Source organism: Ruegeria sp. TASC047, from assembly GCF_059612445.1.
In genome coordinates, this window is sequence record NZ_JBXWQP010000027.1 from 68,213 (window position 1) to 89,894 (window position 21,682).

26 protein-coding genes and 1 tRNA gene are annotated in these 21,682 nt (G+C 57.5%); 12 read left to right on the forward strand and 15 right to left on the reverse strand.

Annotated elements, in window-relative coordinates:
- Window positions 1-177 precede the first annotated feature (177 nt).
- The gene (locus tag AC2FLO_RS06410; RefSeq protein WP_496753813.1) at window positions 178-1,569 is read left to right on the forward strand and encodes an aminotransferase family protein; all 1,392 of its coding nucleotides are present in this window, start codon (window positions 178-180) and stop codon (window positions 1,567-1,569) included.
- Window positions 1,570-1,662: 93 nt separating this feature from the next.
- Here the strand turns inward: AC2FLO_RS06410 and AC2FLO_RS06415 are convergent, their stop codons facing one another.
- The 6 genes from AC2FLO_RS06415 to AC2FLO_RS06440 form a co-directional block, all read right to left on the reverse strand.
- Window positions 1,663-2,253, reverse strand: coding sequence for a YeeE/YedE thiosulfate transporter family protein (locus tag AC2FLO_RS06415; RefSeq protein ID WP_496753811.1), 591 nt, complete (start codon window positions 2,251-2,253; stop codon window positions 1,663-1,665).
- A gap of 4 nt (window positions 2,254-2,257) precedes the next feature.
- Entirely contained in the window at window positions 2,258-2,806 is a 549-nt protein-coding gene (locus AC2FLO_RS06420; protein WP_496811652.1) for a YeeE/YedE thiosulfate transporter family protein, read from the reverse strand.
- A gap of 224 nt (window positions 2,807-3,030) precedes the next feature.
- On the reverse strand, window positions 3,031-3,396 hold the full coding sequence (rplT, locus tag AC2FLO_RS06425) for a 50S ribosomal protein L20 (protein WP_039523695.1): 366 nt from the start codon (window positions 3,394-3,396) through the stop codon (window positions 3,031-3,033).
- A 15-nt stretch (window positions 3,397-3,411) separates the two neighbouring features.
- Entirely contained in the window at window positions 3,412-3,612 is a 201-nt protein-coding gene (rpmI, locus tag AC2FLO_RS06430) for a 50S ribosomal protein L35 (RefSeq protein WP_010443552.1), read from the reverse strand.
- A gap of 183 nt (window positions 3,613-3,795) precedes the next feature.
- On the reverse strand, window positions 3,796-5,346 hold the full coding sequence (locus AC2FLO_RS06435; protein ID WP_480487220.1) for an alanine/glycine:cation symporter family protein: 1,551 nt from the start codon (window positions 5,344-5,346) through the stop codon (window positions 3,796-3,798).
- Between the two features lie 13 nt (window positions 5,347-5,359).
- Complete coding sequence (locus AC2FLO_RS06440) at window positions 5,360-5,797, reverse strand: universal stress protein (protein ID WP_496753809.1); 438 nt, start codon at window positions 5,795-5,797, stop codon at window positions 5,360-5,362.
- A gap of 208 nt (window positions 5,798-6,005) precedes the next feature.
- On the opposite strand from AC2FLO_RS06440, the gene AC2FLO_RS06445 reads away from it, so the two are divergent.
- Window positions 6,006-6,440 (forward strand): Lrp/AsnC ligand binding domain-containing protein, encoded by a 435-nt coding sequence (locus AC2FLO_RS06445; RefSeq protein WP_480483856.1) that lies wholly within the window; start codon window positions 6,006-6,008, stop codon window positions 6,438-6,440.
- A gap of 32 nt (window positions 6,441-6,472) precedes the next feature.
- Here AC2FLO_RS06445 and pyk read toward each other — a convergent pair whose 3' ends face one another.
- Window positions 6,473-7,918 carry a pyruvate kinase gene (pyk, locus tag AC2FLO_RS06450; protein ID WP_496753807.1) on the reverse strand — a complete coding sequence of 482 codons (1,446 nt, stop codon included), beginning with the start codon at window positions 7,916-7,918 and terminating at the stop codon, window positions 6,473-6,475.
- Window positions 7,919-8,061: 143 nt separating this feature from the next.
- Between pyk and AC2FLO_RS06455 the strand changes: the two genes are divergently transcribed.
- From AC2FLO_RS06455 to AC2FLO_RS06465, 3 genes are all read left to right on the forward strand, one after another.
- The gene (locus AC2FLO_RS06455) at window positions 8,062-8,799 is read left to right on the forward strand and encodes an N-formylglutamate amidohydrolase (protein ID WP_496753805.1); all 738 of its coding nucleotides are present in this window, start codon (window positions 8,062-8,064) and stop codon (window positions 8,797-8,799) included.
- Window positions 8,800-8,885: 86 nt separating this feature from the next.
- On the forward strand, window positions 8,886-9,125 hold the full coding sequence (locus AC2FLO_RS06460; protein WP_480586512.1) for a DUF6868 family protein: 240 nt from the start codon (window positions 8,886-8,888) through the stop codon (window positions 9,123-9,125).
- 88 nt (window positions 9,126-9,213) lie between these two features.
- Window positions 9,214-9,528, forward strand: coding sequence for a DUF1244 domain-containing protein (locus tag AC2FLO_RS06465; protein WP_496753803.1), 315 nt, complete (start codon window positions 9,214-9,216; stop codon window positions 9,526-9,528).
- Between the two features lie 43 nt (window positions 9,529-9,571).
- Here AC2FLO_RS06465 and AC2FLO_RS06470 read toward each other — a convergent pair whose 3' ends face one another.
- The 3 genes from AC2FLO_RS06470 to dgcN form a co-directional block, all read right to left on the reverse strand.
- Entirely contained in the window at window positions 9,572-10,432 is an 861-nt protein-coding gene (locus AC2FLO_RS06470; protein ID WP_480586515.1) for a D-amino-acid transaminase, read from the reverse strand.
- A gap of 10 nt (window positions 10,433-10,442) precedes the next feature.
- Window positions 10,443-11,408 (reverse strand): N-acetyl-D-Glu racemase DgcA, encoded by a 966-nt coding sequence (gene dgcA, locus AC2FLO_RS06475; protein WP_480586517.1) that lies wholly within the window; start codon window positions 11,406-11,408, stop codon window positions 10,443-10,445.
- Between the two features lie 75 nt (window positions 11,409-11,483).
- Window positions 11,484-12,485, reverse strand: a complete 1,002-nt coding sequence (gene dgcN / locus AC2FLO_RS06480; RefSeq protein ID WP_267365121.1) for an N-acetyltransferase DgcN — start codon at window positions 12,483-12,485, stop codon at window positions 11,484-11,486.
- A gap of 295 nt (window positions 12,486-12,780) precedes the next feature.
- On the opposite strand from dgcN, the gene AC2FLO_RS06485 reads away from it, so the two are divergent.
- Window positions 12,781-13,743, forward strand: coding sequence for an L-malyl-CoA/beta-methylmalyl-CoA lyase (locus tag AC2FLO_RS06485; protein ID WP_496753801.1), 963 nt, complete (start codon window positions 12,781-12,783; stop codon window positions 13,741-13,743).
- Between the two features lie 51 nt (window positions 13,744-13,794).
- Here the strand turns inward: AC2FLO_RS06485 and AC2FLO_RS06490 are convergent, their stop codons facing one another.
- Together AC2FLO_RS06490 and AC2FLO_RS06495 are read right to left on the reverse strand one after the other, a co-directional pair.
- Complete coding sequence (locus tag AC2FLO_RS06490) at window positions 13,795-14,373, reverse strand: PA14 domain-containing protein (RefSeq protein ID WP_496753799.1); 579 nt, start codon at window positions 14,371-14,373, stop codon at window positions 13,795-13,797.
- A gap of 119 nt (window positions 14,374-14,492) precedes the next feature.
- Window positions 14,493-14,945, reverse strand: a complete 453-nt coding sequence (locus tag AC2FLO_RS06495; RefSeq protein ID WP_496753798.1) for an Lrp/AsnC family transcriptional regulator — start codon at window positions 14,943-14,945, stop codon at window positions 14,493-14,495.
- A gap of 73 nt (window positions 14,946-15,018) precedes the next feature.
- On the opposite strand from AC2FLO_RS06495, the gene AC2FLO_RS06500 reads away from it, so the two are divergent.
- Together AC2FLO_RS06500 and AC2FLO_RS06505 are read left to right on the forward strand one after the other, a co-directional pair.
- Window positions 15,019-15,615: a LysE family translocator gene (locus AC2FLO_RS06500; RefSeq protein ID WP_267366163.1), complete on the forward strand. Its 597-nt coding sequence runs from the start codon at window positions 15,019-15,021 to the stop codon at window positions 15,613-15,615.
- A 185-nt stretch (window positions 15,616-15,800) separates the two neighbouring features.
- Window positions 15,801-16,763 carry an acetyl-CoA carboxylase carboxyltransferase subunit alpha gene (locus AC2FLO_RS06505; protein ID WP_267366162.1) on the forward strand — a complete coding sequence of 321 codons (963 nt, stop codon included), beginning with the start codon at window positions 15,801-15,803 and terminating at the stop codon, window positions 16,761-16,763.
- A 3-nt stretch (window positions 16,764-16,766) separates the two neighbouring features.
- Here the strand turns inward: AC2FLO_RS06505 and AC2FLO_RS06510 are convergent, their stop codons facing one another.
- The 3 genes from AC2FLO_RS06510 to AC2FLO_RS06520 form a co-directional block, all read right to left on the reverse strand.
- Window positions 16,767-17,897, reverse strand: coding sequence for a lytic murein transglycosylase (locus AC2FLO_RS06510; protein ID WP_496753797.1), 1,131 nt, complete (start codon window positions 17,895-17,897; stop codon window positions 16,767-16,769).
- A gap of 113 nt (window positions 17,898-18,010) precedes the next feature.
- Complete coding sequence (locus AC2FLO_RS06515; protein WP_480473964.1) at window positions 18,011-18,658, reverse strand: GntR family transcriptional regulator; 648 nt, start codon at window positions 18,656-18,658, stop codon at window positions 18,011-18,013.
- A gap of 30 nt (window positions 18,659-18,688) precedes the next feature.
- Complete coding sequence (locus AC2FLO_RS06520; protein ID WP_496753795.1) at window positions 18,689-19,384, reverse strand: M48 family metallopeptidase; 696 nt, start codon at window positions 19,382-19,384, stop codon at window positions 18,689-18,691.
- A gap of 100 nt (window positions 19,385-19,484) precedes the next feature.
- On the opposite strand from AC2FLO_RS06520, the gene AC2FLO_RS06525 reads away from it, so the two are divergent.
- The 4 genes from AC2FLO_RS06525 to AC2FLO_RS06540 all read left to right on the forward strand — a co-directional run bounded on the left by AC2FLO_RS06525 (window position 19,485) and on the right by AC2FLO_RS06540 (window position 21,678).
- The gene (locus AC2FLO_RS06525) at window positions 19,485-19,811 is read left to right on the forward strand and encodes a TIGR02300 family protein (RefSeq protein WP_267366159.1); all 327 of its coding nucleotides are present in this window, start codon (window positions 19,485-19,487) and stop codon (window positions 19,809-19,811) included.
- 143 nt (window positions 19,812-19,954) lie between these two features.
- A tRNA-Ala gene (locus AC2FLO_RS06530) sits at window positions 19,955-20,030 on the forward strand.
- 755 nt (window positions 20,031-20,785) lie between these two features.
- On the forward strand, window positions 20,786-21,151 hold the full coding sequence (locus AC2FLO_RS06535) for a hypothetical protein (protein ID WP_496804395.1): 366 nt from the start codon (window positions 20,786-20,788) through the stop codon (window positions 21,149-21,151).
- A 95-nt stretch (window positions 21,152-21,246) separates the two neighbouring features.
- Complete coding sequence (locus tag AC2FLO_RS06540) at window positions 21,247-21,678, forward strand: c-type cytochrome (RefSeq protein ID WP_480483822.1); 432 nt, start codon at window positions 21,247-21,249, stop codon at window positions 21,676-21,678.
- The last annotated feature ends 4 nt before the right edge of the window (window positions 21,679-21,682 follow it).

Here is a 21,682-nt window from a genome sequence, read left to right on the forward strand (position 1 = left end):
TTCGCGTTCTGACAAACCCGTAGAAATACGGCGGCAAAACTGACTGGCGATACGGGATGATACGATCTGGCCCTATCTACATCCGGGCTTTCGCGGTGATCTGAAGCATCTTAAACACATGCCGGGATGAGGCATTTCCATATCCCGTGCACCGCTTCCTCACTGAAAGGACATGTCATGGACGGCACGTTCAACGAAAACGATCTTTCCCGCGTGGTCGAGGCCGACCGCGCCCATATCTGGCACCATCTGATCCAGCATAAACCCTTTGAAACCAATGACCCACGCATCATTGTCGAGGGCAAGGGCATGCGTGTCTGGGACCAGAAAGGCAAAGAGCACCTGGATGCGGTTTCCGGCGGCGTCTGGACCGTCAACGTCGGCTATGGCCGCGAATCGATCTGCAAGTCGGTTTACGACCAACTGATGAAGCTGTGCTATTTCGCCAATTCGGCCGGTTCGATCCCGGGTGCTCTGTTTGCCGAGCAACTGATCGACAAGATGCCGGGCATGAGCCGGGTCTATTACACCAACTCGGGATCCGAGGCGAACGAGAAGGCGTTCAAGATGGTGCGCCAGATCGCGCACAAAAAATACGGCGGCAAAAAAACCAAGATCCTGTACCGCGATCGGGACTATCACGGCTCGACGCTGGCGACCATGTCGGCAGGCGGTCAGGACGAGCGCACGGCGCAATACGGCCCCTTTGCACCTGATTTCGTGCGCGTGCCGCATTGCATGGAATATCGCAAGCACGAGCTGGATGGCGCACCCGAAGAGAATTTCGGTGAATGGGCCGCAGATCAGATTGAAGCCGTCATCCTGCGCGAAGGCCCCGATACCGTAGGTGCGCTATGCCTTGAGCCTGTAACAGCGGGTGGTGGTGTAATCGAAGCGCCTGAAGGATACTGGCAGCGTGTGCAGGAGATCTGCAAGAAATACGATGTGCTGCTGCATATCGACGAGGTTGTCTGTGGCGTGGGCCGCACCGGCACGTGGTTCGGGTACCAGCAATACGGTATCAAACCCGATTTCGTGACCATGGCCAAGGGCGTTGCATCGGGTTATGCCGCGATTGCCTGCATGGTCACCACCGAAGAAGTCTTTGACTTGTTCAAAGACGATGCCGCGGACCCGATGAACTATTTCCGCGATATCTCGACCTTTGGGGGGTGCACCGCTGGTCCGGCAGCGGCCATCGAGAACATGCGCATCATTCAGGATGAAAACCTGTTGCAGAACTGCACGGATATGGGCGCGCGCATGACGAACAACCTTCTGGCGCTGATGGACAAGCACAAGGTCATCGGCGATGTGCGCGGCAAGGGCCTGTTCCTGGGGGCCGAACTGGTTGTGGATCGTGGCACCAAAGAGCCGGTGGACGAGAAGCTGGCGCAGGCCGTTACCGCCGACTGTATGGCGCAGGGCGTGATCATCGGCGTGACCAACCGCTCGATCCCCGGTCGCAACAACACGCTGTGCTTCTCGCCTGCGCTGATCGCTACGGCCGACGACATTGACCAGATCACCGACGCGGTTGACGGCGCACTGGGGCGTGTGTTCGGGTAAGATCACCGATATTGGCTAAAAAAGAAACCGGCGCGTGTTGCGCCGGTTTTTTTTGTCGGGATGCCGGTCGTGAATGTGTACGCTCAGCCGTGATTATTCAGCCGCGACACCAACCTTTTCGCCAGTTGCGATCAGGCTGTCCGGAAGAACTAATGCAACCAGAACAAAGACGGCACCCAGTGCGATACCGAGGATATCGCCGGACAGTGACAAAACACCTTCGTAAGCGGATCCCGGAACTGTTCCCAAGGTGACTTTGCCGCCAGCAATTTCATCGAGCAGGCCCGTGGCCTTCCAGGCCGGATATGTCACCATATAGGCCGCTGCCCCTAACAAACCGCCGACGATGAAGAACAAGGCGTCCCGGCGACCGGACGCAGCGGCGCAGACCCCTGTTCCCGGACAGTAGCCCGATGCAGCCCAGCCCGCACCCAGTAACAATCCGCCAATGAAGACACCGACATAGGCCGATTTCACCGACATATGGCCGACATCCACAAACCCCAGCATCTGCCCGCCGAACATGAGGATCGAACCGGTTCCGATTGCCAGGAGGATCGTTTTCATCAGGTGGAGTCGACGCAGTGTCAACATGCCCACAATCCAATTTGGATTCGCCGCGCCAATCCGGTCAAGTACGGCTCCGAAAGCGGCACCAATGATGATCGCAAGAATGATTTCCATCGCCTTATCCTTTCCGGTAGATCAGCATTGCCGTGGGAATTGCCGCCGCAAATGCCCCGGCTGCAAAGATGTAACCTGACAGGGCTGTCTGCATCATACCGGACATCATGTGACCGGATGTGCACCCTCCTGCCAACCTGGCGCCATAGAGGACGACAAAGCCGCCCAATAGCGCGACCAGGTTTCGGGCCCAGGGCGTATCGCCATAGTTTTCGCGCCAGATCATGGGCAGCTTGCCCTCGCCGCGTTCCAGGCCACCGCGCGCCTTGACCGACAAGAACGCCCCCGCGGCCATAGCCAAAACGAAGACAAAGCCGTAATTCAACGGATTGGATACGTATTTGGCGTATTTACCATTGGATTTCGCCATGTATGCGTTGGTTGAACTGTAACCGTCATCCGTCTGTGTTACGAATTCTGAATTGACGGTGTCCGCGATAATTCCGTCAAGGATGACGAATTGGGTCGAAACACCGATCGGCTTCACCAGAAGAACTGCCCCGAAGAACACGAGCCCTAGCAGAACACCTCCAACTTTCCAGTTTAGTGTCATGATTTCACCCTTCTCACTTATATTCATAAAATCATATATAATATGATCCGAGGGCTGTTACATGATCTAGATCAAACCGGCCATGCCTGAAACTGGTGGGCGTCATCCCAATGCAGAAGGGGTGGATGTCCTGATCCAAGAGGCGCTTGGAATGCGCCGCATGTTGCAACAAAAAAGACCGCCCCAATGGGACGGCCTTTCTTTCACTGTCTCTTTTCAGAGGTTCAGGCAGCCAGAGCAGCCTGAGCTTTGGCGACGATCGCGCCGAACGCTTCCGGTTCGTGCACGGCCAGGTCGGCCAGAACTTTGCGGTCCACTTCGATACCGGCCAGGTTCAGACCGTTGATGAAGCGGGAATATGTCAGAGCTTCGTCATGGCTGCGCACAGCAGCGTTGATCCGCTGGATCCACAGCGCGCGGAAGTTGCGCTTGCGGTTCTTGCGGTCGCGGGTCGCGTACTGGTTGGCCTTGTCGACGGCCTGAGTTGCGACTTTGAAGTTGCTCTTGCGACGACCATAATAGCCTTTTGCGGCCTTGATGATCTTCTTGTGACGGGCGTGAGTTACGGTTCCACCTTTAACGCGGGACATCTCTTACATCTCCTCTTAGCGGTCGTAGGGCATGTAGCCCTTGACGATCTTTGCGTCGGGGGCGGACAGGGTGGTGTTGCCACGGGCATCGCGGATGAATTTTTTGGTCCGCTTGATCATGCCGTGCCGTTTGCCGGCCTGGCCAGCAAGGACCTTACCGGTCGCAGTCACCTTGAAGCGCTTCTTGGCGCTTGATTTGGTCTTCATCTTAGGCATTTCCGTCTCCTTTTTCGGGTTCGGTTTCAGACGCGACTCGGCATGCCATCTCGGCCGGTCACGCGATCAGAAGCGCCGTTTACGCAAGTTCGGTCATACTGGCAAGGGGGTTTGGACCAGAATCTACGCTTTTTGCAGGCTGGTCAGGCATCGGGGCGACACAGGCCGCCCCGGTGATTAGATTTAGTGTTCGAATTTGCGGATTTCACCGCTTTTCAGCCTTGCGGAGTAGGACGCCAGTTCCTGCCGCACCACTTTCATCAGGAAGTAGAGGGCAAAGACGTTCACAACCGCCATCGCAAAGATCGCCGCATCCGAGAAGTCGATAACCGGGCCGAGGTTGGCCGCAGCGCCGATCACCACGAAGACGCAGAAGATGACCTTGAAGATCAGCTCTTTTGTGTGTCCTTCTCCGAACAGGTAGGTCCAGGCCTTGAGGCCATAATAGGACCAGCTGATCATAGTCGAGAAGGCAAACAGGATCACCGCGATCGCAAGGATGTACGGGAACCAGCTGAACGCGCTGCCAAACGCGGCAGAGGTCAGGCTGACGCCGGAATTGCCATCCACTGTTGCGATGGCGGAACCCGCCTCGTTCAGCATGTAGTTTCCGGTTTCGGGATCGATGATCAGCTGTTGCGTGATGATGATCACCAGTGCCGTCATGGTACAGATCACGACGGTATCGATGAACGGTTCAAGCAGCGATACAAAACCCTCGGTGATCGGTTCCTTGGTCCGAACCGCCGAGTGCGCAATCGCCGCCGAACCCACGCCCGCCTCGTTCGAGAATGCCGCGCGCTTGAAGCCCTGGATCAGCGCGCCGACCATGCCCCCTGCAACGCCCAGCCCCGTGAAGGCACCGGCAAAGATTTGACCAAAGGCCCAGCCGATCATGTCCGCATTCATCGCGATGATGACCAGTGCAGTGGCAACATACAGCACACCCATGAACGGCACGACCTTTTCGGTCACCCGTGCAATGGATTTCAGACCGCCAACAATGACCATGAACACGACCGCAGCAAAAACAATACCGGTAATCCAGCCTGGATAGTCGCCAACGATACCCGCGATCTGCTGATGCGCCTGGTTAGCCTGGAACATGTTCCCGCCGCCCAATGCGCCCAGAATACAGAAGATCGAGAACAGCACCGCCAGGATCTTGCCACCGGGCAGGCCCAACTCGTCAAAGCCCTTGGACATGTAATACATCGGGCCACCAGAAACAGTGCCGTCTTCGTATTCGTTGCGGTATTTCACGCCCAGCGTACATTCGGTGAACTTTGATGCCATGCCCAGAAGGCCCGCAAGGATCATCCAGAAGGTTGCACCCGGCCCACCGATGCCAATGGCAACGGCCACACCCGCGATATTCCCCAGGCCCACCGTGCCGGACAACGCCGTGGCCAAAGCCTGAAAGTGGCTGACCTCGCCCGCGTCGTTGGGATCGGAATAGTCACCTTTGACAAGGCTGATCGCGTGACCAAAGAACCGCAACTGCACAAGCGCGAAATACAGTGTGAAAACCGATGCAGCAATCACCAGCCACATGACGATCCACGGAAAGCTGGTTCCGGGCAGCGGTGCAAAGATGAAGCTGACAAACGGTCCGGTCAGGTTTGCAAAGGCCTGATTGATTTTTTCATCCAGTCCCGGCGCCTCTTGTGCAAGGGCAGGGCTGGCGGCAATGGTGGCGGCCGTTACGGCGCCAAGTGTTTTTAGCGTTCTCATTTTAGCCCTCCCCTCAGTTCACGACCGTAACCGGAACGTCGGCATGCATTACCAGATATTGCGTCGAGCTTCCGAACAGACGTTTCTTGATCCCGTCCGCCGACGCCCGGCCCACGACGATTTGCGAACCTCCGTTTTCGACCGTGATGGCGTTCAGCGTTTCCGCCACATCGCCATGGCGCACAATGCCCTGCGCCTCGAATCCTGCAGTCCTGAGGGCCTCTACAGCAGGTATCACGACACGCGACATTGCCAGATCAACCTCTTCTTCGCGGCGCTTGTGGCGCTGGGCGTTTTCTTCAGGTGTCTGGAATGTGTAAGGTGACCATTCGATCACATAAGCGACCAGCAAATCGCACGTTCCGATCAGCTTTGCCAAATCCTTGGCAAATGCAATCGCACGCTCGCCGGTTTCAGTCCCGTCGAGTCCTATGACAATCTTTGTTGTCATTTCGTTCCTCCGTTTTTGTTGTTAAGGCCGGGGCCCACGCCCCCGGCAAGGCGGCCGGAACTTGGAACTTTTCAACAAGACCGCCCTTTGGTAAGTATTAGGAATATTCACTAGGGATTGGAGATTTTTTTGGGCCAATTTCAGTGTAATTTGTCGTATTACGCCAAAAATACAGGGAATTTTACTGATTAGCAGAGATTTAGACAATATCGATCAACGCATCCTGCACGAGCTGGAGGCCAATGGCAGGCTCTCGATAGTTGAGTTGGCGGCGCGCGTGAACCTGACCAATACGCCCTGTTCCGAGCGTGTAAAACGACTTGAGAAGAATGGCTATATCAAAGGGTACAGAGCCGTTGTCGACAAAGAAAGAATGGGGCTGGCACTGCTGACCGTGGTGCAGGTATCCTTGGTCGCAACTGCGGAACAATCCCTTGTGAAATTCAATGAAGCCGTTCGGAGTGTTCAGGAAATCGAAAGCTGCCTGATGGTGGCGGGCTCGTTTGATTATCTTCTGACCGTTCGAACGCGCGATATTGCGCATTTCCGGCTGGTGCTGGGCGAGAAGATCAACAAGCTGCCGGGCATACACCAGACCAGCTCTTTTACAGTTATGGAGATTGTAAAAGAGCCGGTTGGCTGACACGACACTCGGGCCCGAGTGTCGGGGTTCGGTTATTCCGGATCCGTGCTGTAGATCAGCCGTTCATCACACGGGGCCACGCGCAGAATGTTAGTCGTGCCCGGTACGTTGAAGGGGACACCGGCCGTAACCACGATCTGATCGGTTTCGGTTGCAAACCCCCCTGCCCGCGCCGCGCGGGCCGCGTTGACCACGGCGCTTTTGAACCGCTGGAGTTCGGGCGTCATGACGCAATTGCAGCCCCAGCTCAGGCAAAGCCTGCGCGCAGTTCCCATCAGCGATGTCATCGCAATGATCGGAACACCGGGACGTTCACGGGCTGTCAATGAGGCGGTGGTTCCGCTTTGCGTAAAGCAGCAGATGGCCTTGATATCGGTCTTTTCAGCAATCTCGCGGGCAGCCGCGACGATGGCATCGGCCACAGTGCTTCCTTTTGCCGTGCGGGACGCGGCGATAATCTGGGAATAGGTCGGGTCGGCCTCGACCTCGATGGCGACCTTATTCATGGTCTGCACAGCCTCAACCGGATAAGCACCTGCCGCCGATTCCGCGCTGAGCATAATGGCGTCCGTGCCCTCATAGATCGCGGTGGCCACATCCGACACTTCGGCGCGGGTGGGCATCGGGCTTTCGATCATGCTTTCCAGCATCTGGGTGGCGACAATGACCGGCTTGGCGGCACTACGACACTTGCGGACCAGCCGCTTCTGAATGGGCGGCACCGCAGATACCGGCAGCTCCACCCCCAGATCCCCCCGCGCCACCATGATCCCGTCCGACGCATCTAGGATGTCGTCGAACGCCTCGACCGCCGCCGGCTTTTCGATCTTCGACAGGATCGCAGCGCGTCCATCAGCCAGCGCCCTGGCCTCGAACACATCCTTGGCGCGTTGCACGAAACTCAGCGCCAGCCAGTCAACGCCCAACTGGCAGACAAACTCAAGATCACCACGGTCCTTCTCCGACAAGGCCGCCAGCGGCAGTACCACATCCGGGACGTTCACACCCTTGCGGTTCGAGATCGTACCGCCGACCTCAACTGTGCAATTGGCAAAGTCCTGACCACAATCTTGAACGATCAGACGGATCTTGCCGTCATTGACCAGAAGGCGCGCGCCCGGTTCAAGGGCCGCGAAAATCTCGGGGTGCGGCAGGCACACGCGGGTGGTGTCGCCGGGAGCTGGATCAAGGTCCAGACGGAACGCCGCGCCTTCTTCCAGATCCTCCGCATCATTTGCAAAAACACCAACCCGCAGCTTGGGACCCTGAAGGTCAGCCAGAATGGCAATCGGGCTGTCCAGATCCTTTTCAACCTGCCGAATTATCCTGTGGCGTTCACGTATCTCGTCATGGCTGCCGTGGCTCATGTTCAGACGGAACACATCCGCCCCGGCCTCGTGCAGGGCGCGAATGGTGTCATAGTCACTGGACGCCGGTCCCAGCGTCGCCACGATTTTTACATTCCTCAGGCGTCGCATTGGTCTTGACCTCCTCATGCCGGTTCAGGTTGCGCAGATCAGCTTTTGCAAAATGTTACCGCAAACACTGCTGTGGCGCTTATTGCGCAATTCCCTTTTTAAAGCAACTGCCCTACACCTGCGACAAACTAGATGACAGGCTTATGACTTACACACCGTTTTTTGTTCACGGCGCGGATCGCCCGTCCCGATGGCTGGTCACATGCGACCACGCAACCAACACCGTCCCACCCGAGGTCAATGACGGAGACCTTGGCCTGCCGCGCGAGGATATGGAGCGCCATATCGCCTATGATGTCGGTGCGTATGAGGTATCAAAACATCTGGGCGAGATTCTGAACGCGCCGGTGATCGCCGCCAATTTCTCGCGCCTCGTAATTGACCCGAACCGAGGGGAAGATGACCCCACGTTGTTGATGAAACTGTATGACGGGTCGATCATTCCCGGCAACCGCCATGCCGATGCCGCCGAGCGCGAACACCGCCTGAACATGTGTTATCGCCCCTACCACACAGCGTTGTCCGAGATGGCAGCACTGCCACATGCGGTAATTGTTTCGATGCATTCCTTCACGCGTCAGCTGCGCGGACGTGATCCGCGTCCGTGGCACATTGGTGTGCTGCACACGCCGGACGAGCGGTTCTCGCGTCCTTTGATCGAACGGCTGCAACAGGAAGATGACCTGTGCGTTGGTGTCAATGAACCCTATACCGGCGTTTTGTCGGGTGATGCGATTGACAAGCACTGCACCGCTTTTGGCCGTCCCAATGCATTGATCGAGCTACGCAACGACCTGATCGCCGACCATGACGGGCAACGGCATTGGGCCGAGCGGCTGGCGATAATCCTGCAAGAAGCGTTGGACACTAGCGACCTTTGACCGCAAGGTTTGCAGGGACGTTCCACCCCTCACGCCATTGTGAGCAATGCCTCTGATCCCCATATAATGCGGGAAAGGGGATCGTCATGACACATGAGTTTCTGACAACGTTTTTCGGTTGGATGGCCACGCTTAATATCGCGGTTTTGCTGTTCACCACTGTCATGATACTGCTTTTGCAGGACTGGATCGCTGACATTCACGGCAGGATGTTTCAGATGGATCGCGCCGACGTGAAACGTGCCTATTTCAGATACCTTGCCAACTACAAGATCCTGACACTGATCTTTTGCATCGTGCCCTGGCTGGCCTTGAAACTGATGTAGATACCGCTGACCACAAGCGCCGTTGTTGTAACGACACGGCAGGATTGTTAGGTCAGACGCAATACACACTTCCTTCCGGAGCCACATGATGGACAAGCAAACCGAAATCGAACTTCAGGCTGCCGCCTTTCGTCGGCTGCAAAAGCACCTGATGGAAGACCGCACCGATGTGCAGAACATCGACATGATGAATCTGGCCGGGTTCTGCCGCAACTGCCTGTCACGCTGGTATCAGGAAGCGGCCAATGAAAAGGGGATCGAGATGAGCAAGGACGAGGCCCGAGAACTTTTCTACGGCATGACCATGGATGAATGGAAAGCCAATTATCAAACCGAGGCCAGCGCTGAAAAACAGGCCGCCTTCAAGGTCGCGTTTGAAGAGAATGTAACGAAAAAGGGCTAGGCCCAATACGAAATAGGCCCGCCAGATTGGCGGGCCTTTTTCTTTAGATCGCCGCCTTGCGGCTTTCGTCCAGATAAATCTCGCGCAAGCGTTTTGCAATCGGCCCCGGCGTACCGTCACCCAGCGCAACTCCGTCGATTTCAACCACCGGCATTACAAAGGCACTGGCCGAGGTGGTGAATGCTTCGTCCGCCTCTTTGGCTTCGTCGATGGTGAACAGGCGCTCTTCGATTTCCATCTGCGCCTCAGCCGCCATGCGCAGCACGGCCTTTCGGGTGATGCCGTGCAGGATATCGTTGGACAGCGGGCGGGTGACAATCTTGCCGTTTTTGACGAAATAGGCGTTGTTGCTGGTGCCCTCGGTCACATAGCCGTCCTCGACCAGCCATGCGTCGTCGCAACCTGCCTTCTTGGCCATCATCTTGCCCATCGACGGGTAGAGCAATTGCACCGTTTTGATGTCGCGGCGGCCCCAGCGGATGTCTTCGATCGAGATGATCTTGGCGCCTTTCCTTGCCGCCGGACTGTCAGCCAGCCCCGGCTTGTTCTGCGTGAACAGAACGAGGCTGGGCTGGGTATCTGCCGACGGAAACACGAAATCCCGGTCGCCATCGCTGCCGCGCGAAACCTGCAGATAGACCAAACCTTCCTCGATACCGTTCAGCTCAATCAGCTTACGGTGGATTTCCAACAGTTCATCCTTGGTGCAGGGCTCGGCCATCTCCAGCTCGTCCAGCGAGCGCTTCAGACGGACTGAGTGACCTTCGAAGTCGATCAGCTTGCCGTCCAGCACACTGGTGACTTCGTAGACCGCGTCCGCAAACAGGAAGCCACGGTCAAAAATGGAAACCTTGGCCTCGGTCTCCGACAGATATTCGCCATTTACGTAAACGGTGCGGGTCATGTTCGTCTCCTCAACCCCAAAGTGCGGCCGCAGGCGGGTGCACTCCGGCGTCGTCAAAATCCAGCGGGGTGTCGCGGTCTTCGGCCAACAGAAGCGGGCCGTCAAGGTCCGTTACCATTGCACCCTGCGCCAGCAATGTCGCAGGTGCCATGGCAAGCGAGCTGCCGACCATACATCCCACCATAATGTCATAGCCTTCGGCAATCGCCGCTTTGCGCAACTCCAGCGCCTCGGTCAGGCCCCCGGTCTTGTCGAGCTTGATGTTGATGACATCATATTTGCCCTTCAACTTCGGCAGGCTGGCGCGGTCATGGCAGGACTCGTCAGCACAGACTGGCACCGGGCGCTTCATCCCGATCAATGCGTCGTCATCTCCTGCGGGCAAGGGCTGTTCCACCAACGCCACGCCCAGCCGCACCAGATGCGGCGCGAGGTCGGCGTAAACCTCGGCCGACCAGCCTTCGTTCGCATCCACAATGATCTTGGAGTTCGGAGCCCCTGCTCGCACTGCCTCAAGCCGGGGCATATCATCGGGCGTGCCCAGCTTGATCTTCAGAAGCGGGCGATGCGCGTTCCCGGCGGCCTGCGCCTGCATTGCCTCGGGGGTGTCCAACGACAATGTATAGGCGGTGATCTCGGGGCCGGGCTTGGGCAGACCTGCCAGGTCCCAGGCGCGTTTGCCGGTTCGTTTGCACTCCAGATCCCACAAGGCGCAATCCACGGCGTTCCGCGCGGCACCTGCTGGCAGCAGATCCATCAGCGACCGGCGGGTGACATCCGCGGGCAGACCGGCAATCTCGGCCTCAACGGACTCCAGCGTTTCGTCATAACGCGCATAAGGAACGCATTCACCCCAGCCCTGATGAGTTCCGTCCGACACCCGAACTGTCAGCACCTTTGCTTCGGTCCGCGACCCGCGCGAGATTGTGAAGACCTGCGCCAGCCGGAACACATCGCGAGAAACCTCAATCTGCACGCACCCGTTCCTTCATCTTTTCCCAAATACTCACGCCGGAGGCGAAACAGCCCCGCCACCGGCGCATTGTTCAGATCACATTGCGGCCAGCGCGTCCACTAGCTTGCCCGAACCAAAGCGGAACGGGTCGGTCGCAGGCAGGCCCATATCCGCTTCGATCTTGGCCAGGTAGGCGGTCGCGTCAGCCTCAGACATGTGCTGCGTGTTGACCGAAACGCCAACAACCTGACAATCCGGGTTTGCCACTTTGGCCAGCGCCAGCGCGGTGTCGCGCAGGGCTTCCAATGTCGGCAGTTGATAGGTTGGCAAGCCGCGCATATGCGCACGGGTCGGTTCATGGCTCAGGATCAGGGCGTCCGGCTGGCCGCCATGGATCAGTGCCATGGTCACGCCGGAATAGGATACGTGGAACAATGATCCCTGCCCTTCGATCAAATCCCAGTGATCCTCGTCATTGTCCGGTGTCAGCCATTCGACCGAACCAGCCATGAAATCGGCAATGACTGCGTCCAGCGGCACACCGTCACCGGTGATCAGGATGCCGGTCTGGCCGGTCGCGCGGAAGGTCGATTTCATCCCGCGCTCACGCATCTCGGCGTCCATCGCCAGCGCGGTGTACATCTTGCCAACCGAACAGTCTGTTCCGACGGCCAGACACCGCTTGCCCTTGCGTTTGATCCCGTTTGCGATCGGATAATCGATCTCGGGCACCCGTACATCGTGCAGTTTTCGTCCTGTTGCTTCGGCAACCGCTACCAGGTCGGGCTCATCCCGCAGCAGATTATGCAACCCCGAGGCCAGGTCGAACCCTTCCTCAAGCGCCATAACCAGAACCTTTTTCCAGTCCTGGCTGATCACACCGCCGCGGTTTGCCACGCCGATCACCAGCGTCTTGGCTCCGGCTTCTTTCGCTTCGGTCAGGGTCATGTCAGTCAGGCCCAGATCGGCCTTGCAGCCATCCATTCGATACTGGCCCACGGCGTTTTCCGGACGCCAGTCCTTGATCCCAACAGCCACTTTGGCCGCTAATTGGTCGGGCGCATCGCCCAGGAACAGCAGGTACGGTGTCTCGATCATTGCGGTCACTCCTTTGATTCCGGGGCAGGCTAGAGAAGCGGCAAAACGAGCGCTTCGCGTTTTGGCCCGTCAACCACGAGCTATGCGCGAGTTTCTTGTGCAATATTCGCAATGTGCGCAAAAATCTTCGAAGTTTTCAAAATGATTAAACTTTAATCGCCCCAGTTGGGCAGTTTTGAAGCCGCATTCTGCAACCGCATTGCCGCAGATGCACAATCGCTCTTGCGCCGCACCACGCAATTTAATACCTCATTGAGCAGAAAAATCGTAATTTCATTACTCAGACGAGGTCCAGATGAGCTTTCGCATCCAACCTGCCGCACCGGCGCGCCCCAATCGCTGTCAGCTGTTTGGCCCGGGATCGAACACCAAACTGTTCCCGAAGATGGCAGCATCCGCCGCAGATGTGATCAACCTCGATCTTGAAGACTCGGTTGCACCTTCGGACAAGGATGCGGCCCGCGCCAATGTCATCGAAGCACTGAACACCGTGGATTGGGGCAACAAATACATGTCCGTTCGCATCAACGGATTGGACACCCCGTACTGGTATCGCGACGTTGTCGATGTACTGGAACAGGCGGGCGACCGTCTGGATCAGATCATGATCCCCAAAGTCGGCTGCGCGGCGGATGTCTATGCGGTGGACGCACTGGTCACTGCCATTGAACGCGCCAAAGGTCGTGCCAAACCGATCAGCTTCGAGGTTATCATCGAATCCGCAGCTGGCATCGCCCATGCCGAAGAAATCGCGACCTCCTCGCCCCGTTTGCAGGCTATGAGCCTGGGAGCTGCGGATTTTGCTGCCTCAATGGGGATGCAGACAACCGGCATCGGCGGCACGCAGGAAAATTATTACATGCTGCACGAGGGTGCGAAACACTGGTCCGACCCATGGCATTGGGCACAGGCCGCCATCGTTGCCGCGTGCCGCACCCATGGCGTGCTGCCAGTCGACGGGCCCTTCGGTGATTTCAGCGATGACGAGGGATACATTGCGCAGGCCAAACGCTCGGCCACGCTGGGCATGGTCGGTAAATGGGCGATCCACCCCAAGCAGATCGCGCTGGCCAATCAGGTGTTCACCCCATCAGAAGAAGCCGTGTCAGAGGCCCGAGAAATTCTCGCCGCGATGGAACAGGCCAAAGCCAATGGCGAAGGTGCGACAGTTTACAAAGGACGTCTGGTCGACATCGCGTCGATCAAGCAGGCCGAGGTGATCGTGGCACAGGCCGAACTGATCGCGGCCAACGGCTGAGAAACAAATAAAGGCGCCTGACCCGGCGCCTTTTTCAGGTGTTTTCTGGCGTCACCGCCCAAAGACAGCATTCGGCGTCCAGGTGAACCTTTCGCCTTTTTTACCCGACTTCATCATCAGGCAGGATGTTCCAAGCTTCTGGAAATAGATGATCTTGAGCGGGTACCACCCGGCCTTGGGCACTTCGACTTCGGTCCGCTGGTTGGCCTCGCAGCCCTGAATACCCGTGACATAGCCGATATTCTGACCTCCGACGAATGCTTCTATCCCGTCATTCGACCAGGTTTCCAACTCGTAAACCCCAGGCGAGTCGAACCGCATATATCCCGTAATCTCGGCGGCAACATTGTAAGCTCCGTCGAATGTCATGACATCGTCACCCTGACTGGTGTCCCTGTAATCCAAACCCCGCAGCGGTTGCCCAGGCTGTGCTTTGGACAGCATGCTTTTTGCCTGACTCAGATCGCGGATCTTCTTGTGTTGATTGCCCGTGCCAATGTATTTCACATTCAGCCCCGCCTTCGGAGAAGGCTGCGGGTTGGCAGGTTGCAGTTTCAGCGGGGCAGACAAGGCGGCCCCGGCAACCACTGACAAGGCAACTGCGGCCGCCACTGTTCGAACGCGTTTCATCGTAATCTCCCTGTTTGCGTGCCGTTATGGCTGTGCATATCCACTGGCAACGTCATTTCCACGACATTAGGCCGTGAGTTTTCGCCCTGCAAGTGAGTGTGCCTTCACAATTCAAGACGTCACGCCCGTAAATTCTTGGGCGAACCCATAACCACATAGGATGTGATCGAGGTGACATGCGGCAGCGTTCCCAACACCTCGGTATGGAAGGTCTTGTAAGACGGCAGGTCTGCACATTCGACCCGCAGCAAGTATTCGATTGTTCCCGTGATGTTGTGGCACTCAACAACTTCCGGCGCTTGTTGGAGCGCGCGTTCAAACCCCTCCTGCGCGGCCTTCGTATGCTCGCCCAGCCCTACACCGATGTAGGCGACAAAGCCGATACCAATCGCCGCCGGGTCCAGAACCGCGCGATATCCCGTGATCACCCCAGTCTTTTCAAGCTCTTGCACGCGGCGCAGACAAGCAGAAGGGGAAAGGCCCACACGCTCGGCCAGATCCAGATTGCTGATCCGTCCGTCGCGAGATAGCTCTTGCAATATCTGGCGGTTTATTCGGTCATTTTTCATCATTGATTGCACGATTACAGGAAACACGCACAAAAAAGCAATTTCATTTGCCGCAGCGCGGACAATACTTCGCTCCATGACTTATGACATCCTGATGGCCCTGATCGCCTTTGCCTTCGTAACCTCGATCACACCGGGGCCGAACAACCTGATGCTGATGGCTTCGGGGGCGAATTTCGGCTTCCGACGCTCGATCCCGCATATGTTGGGCATTGGGCTTGGCTTTACCTTCATGGTGCTGCTTGTCGGGGCCGGTCTGGTGCAGGTCTTTGACCGGTATCCCGTCAGCTATACGGTGTTGAAAGTCTTGTCGGTGATCTATCTGCTCTATCTGGCCTGGAAGATCGCGCACGCCGCGCCGGCAAACAGCGCCGAGGCCACCGGCGTGCCCATGACATTTCTGCAAGCCGCAGCGTTTCAATGGGTAAACCCAAAAGCCTGGGCCATGGCCCTGACCGCCACCACGGCCTATACGCCAGATCGGACGATGTATGCGATTGCCATCGTTGCGTTTGTCTTCGGAGCCGTCAATTTACCGTCCGTCAGCACATGGACCGTTTTGGGACAGCAGATGGCCCGAATGCTGACGAACCCTCGCCGATTGGTCGTATTCAACTGGACAATGGCTGTGCTGCTTGTGGTTTCGCTCTATCCCGTGCTTTGGCCGGGGTGAGTTTCCTCAAAGGTCGATTTCAGCGATTGTTTTGCTGGGCATGTCGGGAATGTACTCGCAAGCAAACGAATCTCTCAATCTGATCAACGGCTTTTGACATGAAAGATGCCGCTTCCGTGTCATCTAGTTGCATCTGAGGCCAGCCAGCGGCATATAGCTAGGAAATTTCACGCAGATGAGGCGTCATGACCCAGTATCTGGATTTCGAAAAACCGCTGGCCGAGATCGAAGGCAAAGCTGAAGAGCTGCGCGCGCTGGCCCGTGCCAACGAAGAAATGGATGTGGCCGAAGAAGCCGCCGCGCTGGATGCCAAAGCCTCCAAGCTGCTGGATGAACTCTATCGCGACCTGACACCGTGGCGGAAGTGCCAGGTGGCGCGTCACCCGGAACGCCCGCATTGCAAGGATTACGTGGACGCATTGTTCACCGAGTTCACACCGCTGGCTGGTGACCGGAACTTTGCCGACGATCTGGCCGTTATCGGTGGTCTTGCGCGCTTTAACGATCAGCCGGTAATGGTGATCGGCCACGAAAAGGGCAGCGATACCAAGTCGCGGATCGAACGCAATTTCGGGATGGCCCGCCCCGAGGGGTATCGCAAGGCCGTGCGTCTGATGGAGATGGCCGGGCGTTTTGGCCTGCCTGTCATTACCCTGATCGACACCGCCGGTGCCTATCCCGGCAAAGGGGCCGAGGAACGCGGCCAATCCGAGGCGATTGCCCGGTCGACCGAGATGTGCCTGAAAATCGGCGTGCCGCTGGTTTCGGTCATCATCGGCGAAGGCGGCTCGGGCGGCGCTGTGGCGTTTGCGACCGCTAACCGTGTGGCGATGCTGGAGCATTCGGTCTATTCGGTGATCTCGCCGGAAGGCTGTGCATCGATCCTGTGGAAAGATGCCGAAAAGATGCGTGAAGCGGCCGAGGCGCTGCGTTTGACCGCTCAGGATTTGCACAAACTGGGTGTGTGTGACCGGATCATCCCGGAGCCCAAGGGTGGCGCACATCGCGATCGCCCGTCAACGGTTGAGTCGGTGCGTGCGGCCATCACCGCCATGTTGGCGGAACTGGACGGCAAGGATGGGGCGGCCCTGATAAAAGACCGCCGTCAGAAATTCCTTGATATCGGGTCGAAAGGGCTGGCGGCGTAACGGTCAGCCACCCAACCTGCGCAACAACGCAACCGAAGGCTCACCTGTCACGGGCAGTCCGTTGGCGCTTTGATAAGCGTTGATGGCTGTGGTGGTGTTGTTTCCGATCACGCCATCTGCGCCCTGCGTGTCATACCCCGCAGATGTCAGGCGGCGCTGCAATTCCTTGCGGTCGTCCAGCGTCAGCCCACTTGCGTCCGGCCCAAACGAGGCCTGAAACGGCGCGCCGCCCGCGATCCTGTCCGCCAGATGACCGACACCAATCGCGTAGCTGTCCGAGTTGTTGTAGCGTTTGATCACCTGGAAATTGCGAAACACAGCGATGCGGGGTCCGGGTATTTGCGGCTGCAACACGGCTACCGGAGCACCGGATACACGCCCCGCCTCTCCGCCCCACGGTTGGCCCCGCACCCAACCTGCACGCGCCAGATAAGCCGCCGTCGAGGCCAGCGAATCTCTTGGATCATCTGACCAGATGTCGCGCCGCCCGTCGCCGGTGAAATCCACGGCATAGGCAAGATACGAGGTCGGAATGAACTGCGTGTGCCCCATCGCCCCGGCCCAACTGCCGGTCATGTTGGCAGGCGTGGTATCGCCGTTCTGGAGGATCTTCATCGCCGCGATCAGCTGGCTTTCAAAGAACTGCCCGCGCCGGCCATCATAAGCCAGCGTCGACAACGCCGATACAACAGGCACATCACCGCGGCGCGCGCCATAGCGGCTTTCCAGCCCCCAGACGGCCACGACGATTTCCTTGTCCACGCCATATTGCGCCTCGATCCGCGACAGGGTGCCGTTATGTTGCCGCAGCATCTGCTGGCCGGTGCTGATCCGCTCGTCCGACGCCGCGATGGCTAGGTAATCTTCGAGGCTGCGCTTGAATTCGACCTGATTTCGATCGCGTTCGATTACGTCGGGCAAATACCCAGCCCCCTGAAAGGCGCGGTCAACGGTTGTCCGAGATATTCCCTGCGACACTGCCCTGCCCTTGAAACCGGCAACCCAGGCATCCCACCCGGCATTGGGAACAGCCCGCATCCGGGTTGCAGGCGTGCCGGACGGAGCGGCACCACCCGTGCAGGCGGCCAAAAGCGTTGATCCGAGGCAAATGGAAAAGGTCCGGCGAGTGATCATGGTTTGGGTCTGCTCTTGTTTGTGATTTGCCGCAAGAGTAACCCAGCCGGGTTGCACAGGCCAGAACAGTGACACCTTGGAAGGGCGCTTTAACGATGTCGGCAGGAAGCCGCTCAGCTGACCAGCAAACGCAGCCCTTGTGTCACATCCGAGCGCACTGCCAGCCGCAATCCCGGCTCGTCCCCGGCCTTGAGCGCGGCGATGATCAGCTTGTGGTAATGTGGCGGCTCTGCGCGTCTGAGGCGTCCGTAAAGCGCCCGCATCGTCGGCCCAAGCTGCAGCCAGACGGTTTCGGCAATGGCCAGCATCGCAGGAGCCTGAGCGCGCAGATACAGGGTTCTGTGAAATTCCAGGTTCGAACGTATATAGCCAACCGCATCCCGTTTGGTCACCATCTCGGCAACTGTCATGTTGATGCTCTGCAACCTATCGATCAGGGCCATGTGTGCCCTGGGCAAGGCCCGGCTTGCCAGTTCGACCTCAAGCAAGGCGCGCAAGGCAGCCAGTTCCTCAATCCGGTCATTCGTCAGCTCTGGGGTCGATACCCGGCCCGATGTGGACAGGAACAATGCCCCTTCTGCGGCCAGGCGGCGCACCGCCTCTCGCGCCGGGGTCATTGAGACGCCGAACTCCTTGCCGATGCCCCGCAGGGTCAGGGCCTGCCCCGGTGCCATCTCACCATGCATGATCCGGGATCGCAGTGCCCGGTACACCCGGTCATGTGTTGCGGTCTGGGTTTCGGAAGGGCGTGCGGTCAACATATGCTCATGTGATCACAAAAAGGCGCCACGTCAACTCGGCTCGGTATCAAATCTGTAGCGATGCAACTCGGCCCCGTTGTCGCGCAACCAGCGGCGGGGCGGCTTATACGGGCCAAATATCTTTTCGACCTGCGCCCAGAAGGCAGGCGAGTGGTTCATCTCGGCAAGATGTGCCACCTCATGCGCCGCGACATAGTGCAACACATCAGGAGGCGCCAGAATAAGGCGCCACGAAAACATCAACCCGCCATGCGAGCTGCACGACCCCCAACGCGACCGCGTGTCACGCAGGCTGAGTGTCGTGTACGAACGCCCCAGCATGGCTGCATAATCATCACAGGCTCCGGTCAACCGGTCCCGCGCCAGTTCCTTCAGGAACCGGCCCAACCTGCGGGCCTCGGCCCCTGTGGGCACGGCAACCTCATCTGCATTCAGCAAAACCCGCCGCCCGGTTGCAGGAACGATTCGGCGCGCTTTCCCTTCGATCGGGATTACTTGCCCAAACTGCACGGTGGCAATATCGGGCCGACCCTGAAGATGCTGCCGGATCCACCCTTCTTTGGTGCGCGCAAAACTCAAGGCCTCAGATTCCGGCACGCCATTCGGGTAAGTCAACGTTACGCGCCCATCCAACTGAGAGATCCGCAGGCTGATACGCCGCGCCCGAGCCGATTTGCGCAATCTCAGTGGCACCGGCGGTGTCCCTGGCAATGCGTGCTCTCCCATATCGTGACCTCTCTTGCGCAAAGACTTTGACAGTGCCCTCTGCCTGTGGCAGGTGAGCTGAATCATTTAGACGACTCACCTGATATCAAGGGGATTTGACATGCCCAAGGAAGAATGGGGCGTAAAGCGTGTTTGCCCGACAACCGGTAAGCGGTTTTACGACCTGAACAAGGACCCGATCATCAGCCCCTACACTGGCGAGATCGTGGAGCTTGAAACATCCAAAAGCCGTATGATCTCGGCGGATGCAGAAGACGCAGCTTCAGTCAAAGCACGTGAAAACACGGCGGATGACGATCTGGTTCTGGACGATGATGACAACGTCGACGTGGATTTGGATGACGATCTGCTGGACGATGATGATGACGACAATGATGATGTTTCTCTGGACGACATCACCGACATGTCATCAGACGACGACAACTGACCTAGTAAAAGGCGATCCCCAGGGTCGCCTTTTTCACCTGAGGAGCAGCTCGGGTGAAAATTCGCGCCCGATTCAAACTTTGGACTTGCACTCGCTGCCGCTGTCTCCTAAACGTCCGTCCACCGTACCGATGGTACAATGATGGGGCCTTAGCTCAGTTGGGAGAGCGCTTGCATGGCATGCAAGAGGTCAGGGGTTCGACTCCCCTAGGCTCCACCAAAACCTAACAATACAACCAGATAGCAAGCATTAGAGCGGTGTGACACACAGGTGTGACACAAAATGAAGCTGTATGCGTATCTCTCTCTGTCCCAACACGGCATCTACTACTTCCGTTGGCCACTGCCCGGCACAAGACCAAGCACCAAACGTCGGGCAGTGCATTGGTCTATCGCCCACCAGCCCCGGAAAACATCATTCCAACGGATCAGAGGCCGACGATGCACTAACAATCAAACTGGACCAGTCAGATGAGGCTGTTCACTATCAACAGCGGCCTCGTGATCACCAAACATAAACTGGCTAGACTGGTTGTTTGCGAGTGCGCCTTTGCTAAGTAGCTTACTCAAACACCCCACAACGAGCTTCGCCGATAGCGTCATGGTGGGGTGCATAGCAACCCTCTACACCATGGCCGTGCCAGTCACCGTGGTGATGCCTGTCCGTGCATGCGGCCATAGCTATGAGTATAGCCAAAAACGCCACCGTTCTCCGGGTTGCTTTTATGCTGAAGCTCTGACCCATTTGCGAAGCACCTTGCCAACAACTTGGCAAACTACGCTTTGACATATGTCAACACTCAACTGCAACGTCGTCCACATCACTGCAGTTTGGGGTTTAGTACGAAGGACCTTCTCGTGTTGCTAACTACGAGGAGGCAGGCCTAAAAAGCTCGAAATTAAGTTAGTCATAATCCTTAATTCTAAACGTGATGGCGTTGTCATGCTTGGTCTACTGCAGTAGCGTCCTGAACCATGGTCATCCGACGATACTCACTTTTGGTACTCGCTGGCATTCTGGTCATCCTGACCGGGCTTGGTGGCGTTGCTCACGCGCGATCGGATGGCTGCATCGGTCTTGGCTGTGAAAGCCACATGCAATCGGCAGAACACATTTTAGTGGCGAATAACAGCGGCGATAAATCGACCCTACACAGCCACCACGACCCGGACTATTCAGGAACCGGCGAGTGTAATCCCTCTATCTGCCAAGCAGTTATTTTGCTCGCCCAAAACGGGGAAGCCGCGCAGGGTCAACGTGAAATCGCACCCGAGTTCCAGGTTGGAGCCCAAGCCAAGCCGATTGAGCCGGATAACCCTTACAAGCCCCCTGACTTTTGAAGCAGCGTAAATCCTTGCGAAATTCTGCGACCTGCGCGTGCCGCTGTTCGCAGTGAACCGCAGCACTACCAGCTTCCAAAAGTCAGGATCAACTCATGAGAAAAAGTCTCTTATTCATCGGCGCAGGCACCGTCGCAGCCGTCGCCGCTTTCATAACCCTTCGGCCCGGCCCAATCGAAGAGGCCACATCGCCAGAGACAGGCACAGGCGGCGCCATAGTCGCAATTCAGATGCCGCCAATCGAGGGCAATGCAGTAATCGGTCAGCGTGTCTTTGATGTCTCTTGCGCTGCTTGCCACGGCGTCAATGCGGTCGGTGTAGAAGGCGCAGGACCGCCTCTGATCCACAAGATATACGAGCCCAGCCACCACGCTGACGAAGCCTTTCAGAGGGCGGTTTCACAAGGTGTAAGAAGCCATCATTGGCAGTTTGGTGACATGCCGCCGGTCGAGGGATTGACGCGAGGTGACGTTGCCATGGTGATCGCGTACATTCGTGAAATTCAACGTGCCAACGGAATAAATTGAGGAC